Raw genomic sequence first — 12,776 nt, forward strand, 5'->3', positions numbered from 1 at the left:
GGGTGAACTGTTCGGCCGCGGCATAGGTGTCACCTGGGAATCCGCCCGATGCACTGGTCCACGACAGATGTCCCCGATACAGTCTTTTCGATCGTTTAGTCTTGATCGCCATGTTTCGCGCCCGCCCAAGGAGACGCTTGATGCGAATCAGGAGAGCACTGGCCCTCGGCGCCGCACTCACCGTTCTCGGCGTGGGGATCCCGGCCGCTTCGGCGTTCTCCGAGGACGGCGAGGGCGACTGCAAGAACGTCACCAATGGCGGCTCGCAGTCCGACCCGCAGTGCTTCTGGATGGCCCCTACCCCTGAGGACGCCCTCAAGGTGGTCAGGTTCTGGACCGAGAACGACAGCGCCAAGCTCAAAGAGGCCACCGAGTACCCCGTCGGCTGGATCGACTGCAAGGTCGAGCAGTGCAGCGCCGAAGGCGAGGGCGACGGCCAGGCGCACGGCGAGGGCGACCCCGCGCCCGAGGGCTACGTGGAGGACACCACACCGCCCACCTGCGACGTCGCCGGTCAGCCCTGCTCGGTGAGCCCCGAGGACATCGCCGCCGCCGCGCGCACCGCCGCCGGGCAGGCCATCGCCGCCGCCGCGGCGAGCAACATGCGCGTGTGGATCGACAGTGAGCTCCTCGACGACTACAAGGCCGGTCCCGCCGCCTTCGCCGCCGCCGTCAAGAAGGTCGGCGCGCTGGCCGCGCAGCCGGGCGTGGTCGGCATCCGGTTCACCTCCCAGCTCGGCTACAACGGCGCCCTGAAGACGCCGGAGGAGATGAGCGGGTTCGTCGGCGCGGCCGCCGCCGCCCTGCACCAGGTCGCCCCCGGCAAGAAGCTCGGCATCCACACCGTGGTGCCCGCCTTCGGCTGCGGCGCCAGCGAGCCGTGCGCGGCCGAGATGACCAAGAAGTACCCGCTGCTCACCCCGCAGGTCATCGAGCCGCTGCTCACCTCCGGCTCCGTCGACCAGCTCGCCCTGGACGCCGGTCTGCTCCAGTCGGCGTACGGCACCTGGAAGATCAGCGCGCAGGACGCCCAGCGCAACCAGTGGGCCAAGGTCAAGGCCCTGGCCTGGGACACGCTCGTGCAGATCTCCGCCGAGGACGCCGGGCTCGCCGGCAAGGACGCCTCGCCGCTCACCGCCGACCAGGCCGCCACGGTCGCGCAGGAGCGCGTAGCCGCCCCGCTGCGGGACGGCGCCGCCACCGTCAACCTGTGGACCCGCTGGCAGGACGGCACGGGCGCGACCTACCGCGTGATGGGCGCCCGCCTGGCGAACACGCCCGCCTGGGAGCAGCTCGACAAGCTGGAGCCGCTCCAGCGCCGCCTGACCACCATGTACGACCCGGCCGCGCCGGAGGTCGGCATCGGCCAGGACATCAAGAAGCTGTCGGAGGTCTTCGGTCAGGTCTACGTCACCGACTGACCCCGCGAACGTGAAGGGGCCGCGGCGCGCACCGGCGCCGCGGCCCCTTTCGCGTGGGACCGGCTCGCACGGCGTCAGGCGGTGCGAGCCGGCCTGTGGCGACCTCACGCGTCAGGGAGTGGCGGACGGCTCCCCGGGAGTGGCGGACGGCGTCTCAGAGGCCGGCGCGCCGCTCTCGGTGGGGGACGGCGACTGCGAGCCGGTCATCTCGCACTTGCTGTCCTTGGTCGCGTCCTTGACGTCCGGCAGCCGGTCCACCACCGAGACCTTGACCTGCGCGGTCCACGTCAGAACCGTGCCGGCCGGCGCGTCCGCCGCCTTCGCGTCGACCACCGTGCCGCGTTCCCCGAGCAACATGAAGGTCTTCGGATCGAGGATCCGCTGCTCCAGGACGCCGTCGATCACCCGGCCCAGCGCCACCCCCTCACGTCCGGCCGAGTCCTTCACCCCCGACGCCTCCTCGACGCCGGGAACGGCCTTCGCCGCCTCGAAGAGCGCCTGCCGCTGAGCCTGCGGCATGTACGTCTCCCGCATCAACTCGCCGAACCTGTCGAAGGCCGCCTCGTCGGCCGGTCTGTCGCCCCCGTCCCGGGTGTAGAGGAGCGCGCGCATCGCCGCCGGGGTGGCGGGAAGGGTGCGGAGGTAGGCGTAGTCCCGGCGTGTCGAGGCGGGCCAGTCGGCGCAGTACGCGGCGATCTCGTTCCAGCCGCCGCCCTTCCACTGCGCGGCCTCCTCGGGGAGCGGCCGGCCTGGGAGCTGCCGGGGGGAGCGCCCCTCGATCCACAGCAGGCCCCGGTGGCCGTCGGCGGACTGGTAGAACTTGCGGTAGGTCCGGTAGAGGTAGCGGCCGGTCGTCTGCGAGTCCCCCATCACCTCGGTGAGGTTCATCGTCTCCGACTCGAACACGATGAACTGGTCCGGCCGGGGGTCGAGTTCGGCCATCTGGCCGGGCGCCGTCACGTTCGCCGACGAGGTCACCGTCATCGCCCCCGGTGTCGCGGCGGGGCCCGGACGGGACGACAACGCCACTCCGAGCCCTCCTGCCAGCGCCAGCGTGAGCCCGAAGGCCCCTGCCGCCTGCCAGCCGAACCGGGGGCGCCACACCCGGCCGCGGCCGGTGGCCTCGGCGAGCAGACGGTCCCGCGCCGCGCGCCGGGCCTGCTCGGGGTACGACGGAGCGCTGGGGCGCGCGTCGGTGAACTGCTGGATCTCGTCACTCATGCCATGGACTCCAGGCTCAAGGGGTCGGAACCGCCGAGCACTCGGCGTAGTTTGGCCCGGACGCGGTGCAGGCGGGAGCGCACCGTTCCGACCGGGATCTCCAGCGCCCGCGCGACCTCCTCGTAGGTGAGGTCGGTCCAGGCGACGAGCAGCAGGAGGTCCCGTTCCTTCGCGGACAGCCCGGCCAGCGCCTGGGCGAGGCGGGGTCGTAGCCCCCCGGCGGCGACCCGTTCGACGCTCCTCTCGTCGAACGCGTCGGCCGGCGAGCCGGGCCGCTGCCCGGCCACCTTGGCCATGGCGCGCACGCGGCGGCGTTCGGCCCCGCGATGGTGGGCCACCACGTTGGTCGCGATGCCGTACAGCCAGGGCCTGGCATCGGGGCGGGAAGGGTCGTAGCGGGCGCGGCCGCGGAAGGCGGCGAGGAACACCTCCGCCACCACGTCCTCGGCGATCTCGGGTCCGAGGCGTCGCGCGGCGTACCGGAAGATCTCGTCGGCGTGCCGGTCGAACAGCACGGCGAACATCTCGGGCCTGCCTAGCGAGCGCGCGATCACGGTCGAGTCGTCGAGCGTGGATCCGTCGAGCAGTGCCTGGGCACTTACCACGTGCGGTCCTCTCGGGGTTTCGATGCGGTCACCCCGTACTTGCCGCCGCACGGTCCTCCGGTTCCCTGATTTTCCGACTTATCGCGATTTTCCATCATCACGCCCGGTCGCGTGCCGCACATGCCCCGGGACGGCCGCCGCCGTCCACCGCGGAACCCGCGCCCCGTCCGGGCCCGGAGCAGGCGGACGGCGTGCGGCCGGCCGTGCCCGCCGTGCGGAGAATAGAGCGTGAACGCCGGCGGACGAACGCGGATATCACGTGCTCCCGGCCGGGAAAGCCGCGGGGTCCGGCCCTGGTGGCCGGTTTTCGGGCCGGGCCGCCGCCCATTGTCGACGCCGATCGCGGGCATAACCCCTGGCTATCGATACTGGTCAGCGCGCTGCGACGGCGCGCGGCATCCCGTAATGCGGGCCGGCCGGAAGAACGGTCCCGTACATATTTAATATTAGGGACCTCATTCCCGTTATTCCGATAACAATCACAGCTTTCACTCGTGACACACGTAACAAATCGCCATATCATCACCGATCGTGGCTGAAGGTGATCTTCCCCGTCCCTTCTCATGGAGTTCTGTATGTCCCTCATAGAGCAGCGCCCCAGCGCCGTTTCCGCCGCCTTGGCGAAGGATCGGCTCGGCGTCCCCTCGGTCGTGTTCTTCGTCATCTCCGCGGCGGCGCCGCTGATGGTCGTCGCGGGCTCGGTCCCGACGGCGTACGCGGTGACGGGCGTGATCGGCGTGCCGTTCGCGTTCCTGATGCTCGGCGCGATCTTCACGTTGTTCGCCGTCGGGTACGTGACGATGGCCAGGCACGTCGTGAACGCGGGCGCGTTCTACGCCTACGCGGCCCAAGGGCTCGGCCGCACCCAGGGAGTGGCGACCGCGTGGGTGGCCCTGCTGGCCTACAACGCGCTGCAACTGGGGCTCTACGGCATCATCGGGTCGGCGGCCGAGCCGCTGCTCAAGGACTGGTTCGGCGTCTCGCCCTCCTGGTGGGTGATCGCGCTCGTGGCGTGGGCGCTGGTCGGCGTGCTCGGCCTGCTGCGGGTGGACGTCAACGGCAAGATCCTCTCGGTCCTGCTCGCCAGTGAGATCGCCGTCGTCCTGGTGTTCGACCTGGGCGACCTGCTGAACGCCGGTCCCGCCGGCGTCACCTTCGAGGGCTTCGACCCCGGCGCGCTGTTCGTGCCCGGCGTGGGCGCCGCGCTCGCCACCGTCGTCGCCGGGTTCGCGGGCGTCGAGTCCTCGGTGGTCTTCGCCGAGGAGTCCAAGGACCGCGACAGGACCGTGCCCACGGCCACCTACGTCGGCGTCGCGGTCATCGCGATCCTCTACGCGATCTCGGCCTGGGCCCAGACCGTGCCGACCGGGCCGGACGGGATCGTCAAGGCCTCGACCGAGCAGGGCACCATGCTCATCTTCAACCAGGCCACCGCCCACATGGGGTCGGCCGTCGCGACGATCGGCTCCCTGCTGTTCGTGACCAGCAGCATCGCCTGCATGATCGCCTTCCACAACACCACGGCCCGCTACATCTTCGCGCTCGGCCGCGAGAACGTGCTCCCGCAGGTCTTCGGGCGCACCTCGGCCCGCACGGCCGCCCCCGTCACCGGATCGGTGCTGCAGACGGGCCTCGGGCTCATCGTGATCACCGTCTACGCGGTCTTCGGGCTGGACCCGGTGACGAAACTGTTCTTCACCTTCGGCGCGTTCGGCGGCCTCGGCCTGCTGACCCTGCTCACCGTCACCTCGATCGCCGTGATCGTGTTCTTCTCCCGCAACCCCGCCGAGGAGACGGCCTGGCGGACGCGGATCGCGCCCGCGCTGGCCGCCCTGGCGCTGACGGTGATCATCGTGCTGACCCTGGTCAACTTCGACACGGTGCTCGGCGTCGCGTCCGACTCGCCCATCCGCTGGATCCTGCCCGGCATCTTCGTCGTCGCGATCGTCCTCGGCGTCCTGTGGGCCCGGGTGCTCAAGGTGACCAGGCCGGAGGTCTACGCCAACATCGGCCTCGGCGCGCGGGCCGCGAGCGGGGACTCCAAGTGATGGCGAAGATCACCCGGCTGAGCGAGGCGGAAGCCGCCACCGACATCATCGCCGACGCGTTCGGCAACGACGCCATCAGCGCCTGGCTCATCCCGTCGGCGCGGGACCGGATGCCGATCCAGCGGCGGTTCTTCGGCATGTACGTGGCCCACGCGCTCCACCACGGCGTCGTCTACGGGATCCACGAGTCCGGCGAACTCGTCGGGGCCGCGACCTGGTTCACCGCGCCGTTCCCCGGCATCCCAGGGGAGGAGCAGGTCATCGCCGCGTTCGCCGGGGAGAACGCCGGACGGTACGGCCTCCTCGGCCGGAAGCTGGTGCGGCTTCACCCGCAGGTGCCGCACCACTACCTGAACTTCATCGCCCTGCGGCCAGGGCGCACCGGGCGGGGCCTCGGCAGCCTCCTGCTGGAGGAGCACCACCGGCGGCTCGACGCCCAGAGGATGCCGGCCTACCTGGAGGCCAGCAGCGCGGACAGCCGCCGGCTGTACCTGCGGCATGGCTACGTGGACATGGCCGAGCCGCTCCGGCTGCCGGACGGCCCGGTCATGTACCCGATGTGGCGGGCGCCGGCGAGCGTCTAGCGGGCGGAGTCGAGGTAGGCGGAGAACTCCTCCAGGGAGATGCGCCCGTCGCCGTCGACGTCCAGGCGCGCCACCGCGGCCTGCGCGGCCTCCTGCGACACCGGCTGCCCGAGCACCTCCATGAGCCGCAGCAGCTCCTCGGCCGAGATCAGCCCGTCCTTGTCGGCGTCGACCAGCTCAAAGGTCACCGCGTACTCGCTCATCGCCACTCCTCGCATGATCGGTCGCCCAGAACCATAGTCGGGTTCGTGCCGCGCTCGATGTGTTTTGCGTAGTTAGGTGGGCCGCTCTGCCGTGGACCGGCGCGGACGGTGAAGGCCGAGGGCCGCGCGCGCCGATTTCCGTCGGCGCGGCTCGGTAGCCTTCGGGCGTGGGCGACGACATCGCGGACGACACCGAGGACGACATCGACGAGGTGGAGCGGTCGCGGCTCCGGCTGCGCGCGACCTTCACCGAGGACGCCGAGCTGTACGACCGCGCGCGGCCGGGGTATCCGGTCGAGCTGTACGACGACCTGGCCGAGGTCGCGGGCGTCGGCACGGGGTGCCGGCTGCTGGAGATCGGCTGCGGCACCGGCCAGGCCACGGTGCCGCTCGCCGAGCGTGGCTGCCACGTCCTCGCCGTGGAGCTCGGGGAGGCCATGGCGCGGGTCGCCCGGCGCAACCTCGCCGGGTTCCCGCAGGCGGAGGTCGTGGTGTCCGCCTTCGAGGACTGGACGCCGCCGGAGCGGCCGTTCGACGTCGTGTTCTCGGCGACGGCCTTCCACTGGGTCGATCCGGCCGTGCGGGTGGTCAAGTCCGCGGCGTGCCTGCGCCCCGGGGGGACGATCGCCACGGTCGCCACCCACCATGTCGCGGGCGGGAGCGACGACTTCTTCCGCGAGGTGCAGGACTGCTACGAGCGCTTCGACCCCAGCACGCCGAAGGGGCTGCGCCTGTCCGACGCCTCCGCCGTGGCCAAGGACGGGCGGGAGATCGAGGAGTCCCCGCTCTTCGGGCCGGTGCGCTTCTTCCGCTACGAACGGGACATCACCTACACGACCGGGCAGTACCTCGACGTCCTGCGCACCTATTCCAACCATCGCGCCCTCGGCTGGCCTGTCCTGGACGCCATGCTGGCCTGCATAGGGTCCCTCATCGACCGCCGCCACGGCGGCCGGATCACCAAGCGCTACCTGACCGAGCTCAGGGTCGCCCACCGCGTCCCATCCGGACTCGAAAAGGTCGGACCATTACCGTCCGGCGATGCCTAGGGGCATGGCGCCGCCAAACTCCGCCCCGGTCGTGAAACACCGCCTGGGCGGAGGGTAGGGACAGGAAGGAGAGCGGCCCGCCGGGTCGTCGCCGCGAGCGAGAGGACGGTGCCATGGCCGCCCATGACGGGAGTCCGGCGAACGGGAGACCGCGGCGCGAGGAAACCCCCGAGGCGCTGCGCGAGGAACTGCGCGTGGTGGACGAGGATCTGGCCGGCCTGCGCCAGACCGTCAGGGAGCTGCGCGAGCGCATCGGGGACCGCGCCGACGGCCCCACCGACATGACCGAGATCGGCGCGCTGATCAATATGGCCGACGAACAGGACGGCTTCATCGCCACGCTCGAAGCCCGGCGCGAGAACCTCCTGGGCCGCCTGCGCGAGGCGTCGGGCGAGGACACGCCCTAGCGGGCGCGCCGCCGGCGGGCGCGCCCGGGAACGGGCTGTCCGGGCTCAGGCCGGGACCGGCAGGAAGGGGCCCTCAGGCCGGGACGGGCCGGGTCGCGCGGCGTGGGAAGCGGTGGGCGGCGACCGCCCGGACGAACGCCTCCAGGAAGCCCTCGGTGTCGGCCTCCCCGGTGACGATCACGCCCCGGGCCGCGTCGGGCGCGACGCGGGCGAGGTCGAGGAGCTCGGCGCCCTCGCCGATCGCCCCGACGGCCTTGCCGTGCTTGTACGCCTCGGACACGAAGTGCACCGCGTCGCCGTCCTCGGCCAGCGCGCGGACGCTCTCCCGCCCGCCCGGCACCATCACCGCGTCGTACAGCACCGACGCCGTCGTCGGCATGGCCCGGGTGACCATGACGTCCTCGCCGCCCGCGCCCCGGACGACGCCGCCGTGGGCGGCCAGGGTCTCGCAGACCGCGCCGCGCAGGGTCAGCTCGGTCATGAGGCACCGCACCTGCGAGGCGTCCACGCCGTCCGCGACCAGGAAGGCGATCTTGCGGGTGGCGATCGTGTCCGCCGGCTCGTGGTCCATGCTCAGCGCGGGCGAGCTGCGGCCGTGGTTCGGCCGCGACGGCGCGCCCGGCGGCTCGACGCCGATGCCCTCGGCGACCAGGACCGCGAGGTCGTGGTCCACCTCGTTGAGGTTGCGCACCACGCCTTCCTGGACGTGGCGGGCCTTGACCTTGCCGAGCTCGAACCGGAAGGCGGCGACGATGTGCTCGCGCTCCCAGTCGGACATGCTGTTCCAGAACAGCGTGGCCTGGCCGTAGTGGTCGGCGAAGCTCTCGCTGCGCTTCTTGATCTTCCAGCCGTCCACCTTCTCCTGGTAGTGCTGGTATCCCGCGCCGTCCGCCGGCGTCGGGCCGCCGCCGTCCAGCGAGTTCGGATGGTAGGCGGCCTCGCCCTTGTCGATCCGCATCTGGTGGTAGGCGTCGCGGTGGTAGTTGTGCACCGCGGCGATCGGCCGGTTCACCGGGATCTGCGGGAAGTTCGGCCCGCCGAGCCTGATCAGCTGCGTGTCGAGGTAGGAGAACAGGCGGCCCTGCAGCAGGGGGTCGTTGGTGAAGTCGATGCCCGGCACCACGTTGGCGAGGTGGAAGGCCACCTGCTCGGTCTCGGCGAAGAAGTTGTCCGGGTTGCGGTTCAGGACGAGCCGTCCCACCGGGCGCAGCGGCACCCGCTCCTCGGGAATGATCTTCGTGGCGTCGAGCAGGTCGAAGTCGAACGCGAACTCGTCCTCCTCGGGGACGAGCTGGACGCCGAGCTCCCATTCGGGGTAGGCGCCCATCTCGATGGACTCCCACAGGTCGCGGCGGTTGAAGTCCGGGTCCTTGCCCGCGATCTTCTGCGTCTCGTCCCACACCAGGGACCGCTTGCCGAGCTTGGGCGTCCAGTGGAACTTCACGAACGTCCCCACGCCCTCCTCGTTGACGAGGCGGAAGGTGTGCACGCCGAAGCCCTGCATCATGCGGAAGCTGCGCGGCAGCGCCCGGTCCGACATCAGCCACATCATCATGTGCGTGGTCTCGGGCTGGAGCTGGACGAAGTCCCACAGCGTGTCGTGCGCCGAGGACGCCTGCGGGATCTCGTTGTCCGGCTCCGGCTTCACCGCGTGGACGAAGTCGGGGAACTTCACCCCGTCCTGGATGAAGAACACCGGCATGTTGTTGCCGACGAGGTCGTAGTTGCCCTCTTCGGTGTAGAACTTGGTGGCGAACCCGCGCACGTCCCGGACCGTGTCGGCGGAGCCGCGCGACCCGGCGACGGTCGAGAAGCGCACGAACACCGGCGTGCGCAGGCCGGGCGTGGTGAGGAACCTGGCCTTGGTCAGGGTGGCCAGAGAGTCGTCGTAGGGCTCGAAGTAGCCGTAGGCGCCCGAGCCGCGCGCGTGCACGACCCGCTCGGGGATCCTCTCGTGGTCGAAGTGGGTGACCTTCTCCCGGAAGTGGAAGTCATCCATGATCGTCGGACCGCGTTCGCCCGCCTTCAGCGAGTTGTCGGTGTCGTCGACGGGGATCCCCTGGTCGGTGGTCAGGACGCTGTCGCGCTTGTCCACCCGGGCCGCGTCCAACTGACGGTCCTTGGCCGTACGGTCGTCGCTGGTCATCGTCGTACCCCTCCGATCACCTCGATTGACGTGACGCGATTGTGACGATCTGGCGTCCGCCCGGGGGTCGCGGGCTACTGCACGGCGCCCTCGGGGGCGGCGTGTGCGGGGGAGTGCGCCCGTTCGGGCGCGGTCTGCTCATGGTCGAAGCGCCGGCGCAGGCGGTTCAGGAAGAAGGCCAGGGACGCGCCGTAGACGACGTGGCCCGCCGCCATGACGACCTGCCGGCCGGGCCGGTCGCGGTGGGCGGGTTGATGCAGGCCGAGGGCCGGCACCCACCATTCATAGCTTACGGCCCAGATCAGAAGGCCGTACGCGGCCCCCGGCACGGCGCGGGCCCGGCGGCGGCCGGTGGCGAGGGCGAACAGGGCCCCGCCGGCGCCGCCGAACGCGAAGTGCGCCGCGCCGCTCAGCACGTGCTCTCCCCGTTTGGCGCGGTGCTTGGAGCCGGGCAGCGCCGACCGGATGATGCGCTGCGGCGGCGGCTCGCCGAGCAGGCCCAGGTGTTCGCCCGCGAGCATCACGGTGGTGAAGGCGGCCGTGGCGAGGAGACCGCTGACGGCGCCCTCCACAAGGTTGCGCGTCATTGCCGCTACGTGCCCGGCGCCCGGCACGACAAACCCCGCGAAATCGCTGGTCACGGTCATATAGCAGGAAATCTGTTGAATTTAGAGGAACGCCGAGTCGGCGTCCTGGCCGGCCACCGCGAGCACCCCGTCGATCTCGCTGAGCCGCGCGACCAGGCGCGCCGGAGAGCCGGACCCCTGGACGGTCAGCCACAGGGTCACCGTCCCCGGCTCCGGCCGCGCCTGCTGGTCGACGGCGACCTCGCTCAGGGTGAACCCCTCGTCCGCGCAGGCCGCCATCACCGTGCGCAGCACCCCCCTGCCGTCGACGTAGCGCAGGTGGAGCCGCGTGGGGGCGAACCTCGACACCGGCAGCCGCCGGGCCAGCGGGCCGAGCAGGAACATCAGGGTGAAGTGCCCGGCGGTGACGATGAGCGCGAGCAGCCACAGGCCCGCCCCCGCCGCCATGCCGACCGCCGCCGTGAGCCAGATCGTCGCGGCCGTGGTGAGCCCGCGCACGGCGTCGCGCCTGATGAAGATCAGGCCCGCGCCGATGAAGCCGATGCCCGACACGATCTGCGCGGCCACCCGGGAGGGGTCGAGCGTGACGTGGTCGCCGAGCACGTCGCTGAAACCGTACTTGGACACGATCATGATCAGGGCCGCCGCGAACCCGACCGAGGTGTGGGTGCGCAGCCCCGCGCTCTTCTGCCGCGCCTCACGCTCGGCGCCGATCGCCGCGGACAGCACGAACGCCAGCGCGAGCTCGCCGATCTGGACCCAGCCCTGGCCGGTGAGGTCGACGGCGGATCGCAGCACCATCGATCTAGATTAGTTCAATCCCCGGCGAAAGGGACGGCGGCGCGGAGCGCGTCGGAGAGCACGCCGGGCGCCTCGGCCAGCGACGGGCCGTACCAGGTGAGGTGGCGCCCGCTGACCAGGGCCGCGGGAACGCCGGGGAAGAAGCCGGGGCCGTCCTCGGCGGTGAAGCGGTACGGCTCGTCCGGCAGCACGACCAGGGCGGGATCGGCCGCCAGCAGCTCGGGCAGCGGGATCCTGGGGTACCGCTCGGGGTGGCCGGCGAAGAGGTTGCGGACGCCGAGGCGCAGCAGCAGGTCCCCGGCGAAGGTGTCCCGGCCGGCGACCATCCACGGCTTGCGCCACACCGGGATCACCGCGGGGCGCGGTTCGGGCGCCGGGAGGTCCCGCCAGGCCGCCGCGGCGGCGCGCAGCCAGTCCGGCTCGGGCAGGCCCATGGCGGTGACCAGCATCCGCCGCAGCGAGGCGAGCGCGTCGTCCAGGGTGCGGACGACGGTGACCCACACCGGGACGCCCGCGGCGCGCAGCGCGTCCAGGTCCGGGACCCGGTTCTCCTCCTCGTTGGCCACGACCAGGTCGGGGGCGAGGGCGATCACGCGGGCCACGTCGGGGTTCTTGGTGCCGCGCACCCGGGCGACGTCCAGCCCCTCCGGGTGCGAGCACCAGTCGGTCGCCCCCACGAGCAGGCCGGGGGCCGTGGCCGCGACGGCGTCGGTGAGCGAGGGCACCAGCGAGACGACCCGGCGCACCCGGGCCGGCACCGGGACGGGCGATCCGAGGTCGTCGCGCGGCGTCATGACGCGCTCCCCGCCGTGGCCCGCGTCCACCGCGCCGTGCGGTCGTCGGACGAGATCAGGGCGCAGTCGTCGCAGTAGCCGCCGCCGGGCACGCGGTAGTACAGGCAGCAGCTCGCGCGGACGTAGAAGTAGGCGCCGGGCCGCGGCCGCGCGAGCCGTCCCGCCTCGGCGAGGACGCCGAGCCGCAGCACCTCACCGGCCAGCCCGGCCGCGGCCGCCGCGAGGACGGGCCTGCCCCGGGGCAGCGTGCGCAGGACGCCGGCCAGCGCGGCGGCGGCGTTGCCCCACAGCAGCGCGGGCGCGATCTTGGTGATGCCGAGCATGGCGCGGGTCAGGGGCTCCAGCGTTTCGGTCACGACGGCCCGGTAGACCAGGCCGGCGGCCCGGCGGGTCCAGGCGGGAGATGGTCCGATGTCTTCCGGTCCGGGATGCCCCGGGACGGCCGCCCACCGGAGGGCGGGAGAAGCCCAGAGGGGGAGCGGCCCGGTCGCGGCCGGGCGCCAGAGCAGGCCGTCCGGGGCGTCCTCCGGGATCAGCCCGTGCCCGGCGGCCACGCCGACGACCGGCGACCACAGCCGGGCCGCCAGGCCCTGGAACAGGATGGACGCCGCGACCCTGCTCTCCGGCGTGCCGAGGCGCCGCTCGAAGTCGGTGACCCTCGCGCGCAGGGCCTCGGTGTCGCGGGGCAGGTCGCGCAGCGGCCGCCACAGGATCTCGTCGTCGCGGCCGGGGCCGGTCTCGATCGCGAAGTACGGGCCCATGGCCGAGAGGTCGGCCAGCGCCGTCGCGACCGCGCCGGGGCCGGCGGGCACCGGGTCGTCCGGGGGCGGCGTAGTCGTCACACCGGCATTCTTCGTCACCGGACGCCGCCCGTCATGCCCGCCCCCCCGGCTCCCGCGGGACGGCAGGG

Annotated in this window: 13 protein-coding genes; 5 read left to right on the forward strand and 8 right to left on the reverse strand. The window is 72.1% G+C overall.

Annotated features, from left to right (window positions below; translation table 11 throughout):
- Nucleotides 1-140: 140 nt before the first annotated feature.
- The gene (locus tag BJ981_RS13955) at nt 141-1,421 is read left to right on the forward strand and encodes a hypothetical protein (protein WP_184611494.1); all 1,281 of its coding nucleotides are present in this window, start codon (nt 141-143) and stop codon (nt 1,419-1,421) included.
- Nucleotides 1,422-1,532: 111 nt separating this feature from the next.
- Here the strand turns inward: BJ981_RS13955 and BJ981_RS13960 are convergent, their stop codons facing one another.
- Together BJ981_RS13960 and BJ981_RS13965 are read right to left on the reverse strand one after the other, a co-directional pair.
- A complete protein-coding gene (locus BJ981_RS13960) occupies nt 1,533-2,642 on the reverse strand; it encodes a CU044_5270 family protein (protein WP_184611496.1) in 1,110 nt (369 codons plus the stop codon).
- The gene (locus BJ981_RS13965) at nt 2,639-3,247 is read right to left on the reverse strand and encodes an RNA polymerase sigma factor (protein ID WP_239139584.1); all 609 of its coding nucleotides are present in this window, start codon (nt 3,245-3,247) and stop codon (nt 2,639-2,641) included. Before BJ981_RS13965 ends, BJ981_RS13960 begins: the two co-directional genes overlap by 4 nt.
- A gap of 575 nt (nt 3,248-3,822) precedes the next feature.
- Here BJ981_RS13965 and BJ981_RS13970 point away from each other — a divergent pair.
- Both BJ981_RS13970 and BJ981_RS13975 read left to right on the forward strand, forming a co-directional pair.
- Nucleotides 3,823-5,295, forward strand: a complete 1,473-nt coding sequence (locus tag BJ981_RS13970) for an APC family permease (RefSeq protein WP_184611498.1) — start codon at nt 3,823-3,825, stop codon at nt 5,293-5,295.
- Entirely contained in the window at nt 5,295-5,879 is a 585-nt protein-coding gene (locus BJ981_RS13975) for a GNAT family N-acetyltransferase (RefSeq protein WP_184611500.1), read from the forward strand. The genes BJ981_RS13970 and BJ981_RS13975 overlap by 1 nt, the downstream gene beginning before the upstream one ends.
- On the opposite strand, the gene BJ981_RS13980 is transcribed toward BJ981_RS13975, so the two are convergent.
- Entirely contained in the window at nt 5,876-6,082 is a 207-nt protein-coding gene (locus tag BJ981_RS13980; protein WP_184611502.1) for an EF-hand domain-containing protein, read from the reverse strand. The two genes, BJ981_RS13975 and BJ981_RS13980, sit on opposite strands and share 4 nt — an antisense overlap.
- 167 nt (nt 6,083-6,249) lie before the next feature.
- On the opposite strand from BJ981_RS13980, the gene BJ981_RS13985 reads away from it, so the two are divergent.
- Together BJ981_RS13985 and BJ981_RS13990 are read left to right on the forward strand one after the other, a co-directional pair.
- A complete protein-coding gene (locus BJ981_RS13985; RefSeq protein WP_204070565.1) occupies nt 6,250-7,131 on the forward strand; it encodes a class I SAM-dependent methyltransferase in 882 nt (293 codons plus the stop codon).
- Between the two features lie 113 nt (nt 7,132-7,244).
- Nucleotides 7,245-7,538: a hypothetical protein gene (locus BJ981_RS13990; RefSeq protein ID WP_184611504.1), complete on the forward strand. Its 294-nt coding sequence runs from the start codon at nt 7,245-7,247 to the stop codon at nt 7,536-7,538.
- A gap of 73 nt (nt 7,539-7,611) precedes the next feature.
- Here the strand turns inward: BJ981_RS13990 and BJ981_RS13995 are convergent, their stop codons facing one another.
- From BJ981_RS13995 to BJ981_RS14015, 5 genes are all read right to left on the reverse strand, one after another.
- Entirely contained in the window at nt 7,612-9,684 is a 2,073-nt protein-coding gene (locus BJ981_RS13995) for a catalase (RefSeq protein WP_184611506.1), read from the reverse strand.
- A gap of 74 nt (nt 9,685-9,758) precedes the next feature.
- Nucleotides 9,759-10,271 carry a DUF6789 family protein gene (locus BJ981_RS14000; protein ID WP_184611508.1) on the reverse strand — a complete coding sequence of 171 codons (513 nt, stop codon included), beginning with the start codon at nt 10,269-10,271 and terminating at the stop codon, nt 9,759-9,761.
- 81 nt (nt 10,272-10,352) lie between these two features.
- Complete coding sequence (locus BJ981_RS14005; protein WP_184611510.1) at nt 10,353-11,072, reverse strand: MgtC/SapB family protein; 720 nt, start codon at nt 11,070-11,072, stop codon at nt 10,353-10,355.
- A 14-nt stretch (nt 11,073-11,086) separates the two neighbouring features.
- Nucleotides 11,087-11,866 carry a helical backbone metal receptor gene (locus tag BJ981_RS14010; RefSeq protein ID WP_184611511.1) on the reverse strand — a complete coding sequence of 260 codons (780 nt, stop codon included), beginning with the start codon at nt 11,864-11,866 and terminating at the stop codon, nt 11,087-11,089.
- Nucleotides 11,863-12,708: a (2Fe-2S)-binding protein gene (locus BJ981_RS14015; RefSeq protein WP_184611513.1), complete on the reverse strand. Its 846-nt coding sequence runs from the start codon at nt 12,706-12,708 to the stop codon at nt 11,863-11,865. The genes BJ981_RS14010 and BJ981_RS14015 overlap by 4 nt, the downstream gene beginning before the upstream one ends.
- Nucleotides 12,709-12,776 lie beyond the last annotated feature (68 nt).

This window comes from Sphaerisporangium krabiense (assembly GCF_014200435.1).
In the GTDB taxonomy this organism is placed as follows: domain Bacteria; phylum Actinomycetota; class Actinomycetes; order Streptosporangiales; family Streptosporangiaceae; genus Sphaerisporangium; species Sphaerisporangium krabiense.

What these genes read in the sequence shown, in the direction of transcription:
- BJ981_RS13955 (WP_184611494.1), top strand. Translation starts at nt 141, where the DNA reads ATGCGAATCAGGAGAGCACTGGCCCTCGGCGCCGCACTCACCGTTCTC.
- BJ981_RS13960 (WP_184611496.1), bottom strand. Translation starts at nt 2,642, where the DNA reads ATGAGTGACGAGATCCAGCAGTTCACCGACGCGCGCCCCAGCGCTCCG.
- BJ981_RS13970 (WP_184611498.1), top strand. Translation starts at nt 3,823, where the DNA reads ATGTCCCTCATAGAGCAGCGCCCCAGCGCCGTTTCCGCCGCCTTGGCG.
- BJ981_RS13975 (WP_184611500.1), top strand. Translation starts at nt 5,295, where the DNA reads ATGGCGAAGATCACCCGGCTGAGCGAGGCGGAAGCCGCCACCGACATC.
- BJ981_RS13980 (WP_184611502.1), bottom strand. Translation starts at nt 6,082, where the DNA reads ATGAGCGAGTACGCGGTGACCTTTGAGCTGGTCGACGCCGACAAGGAC.
- BJ981_RS13990 (WP_184611504.1), top strand. Translation starts at nt 7,245, where the DNA reads ATGGCCGCCCATGACGGGAGTCCGGCGAACGGGAGACCGCGGCGCGAG.
- BJ981_RS13995 (WP_184611506.1), bottom strand. Translation starts at nt 9,684, where the DNA reads ATGACCAGCGACGACCGTACGGCCAAGGACCGTCAGTTGGACGCGGCC.
- BJ981_RS14000 (WP_184611508.1), bottom strand. Translation starts at nt 10,271, where the DNA reads ATGACGCGCAACCTTGTGGAGGGCGCCGTCAGCGGTCTCCTCGCCACG.
- BJ981_RS14005 (WP_184611510.1), bottom strand. Translation starts at nt 11,072, where the DNA reads ATGGTGCTGCGATCCGCCGTCGACCTCACCGGCCAGGGCTGGGTCCAG.
- BJ981_RS14010 (WP_184611511.1), bottom strand. Translation starts at nt 11,866, where the DNA reads ATGACGCCGCGCGACGACCTCGGATCGCCCGTCCCGGTGCCGGCCCGG.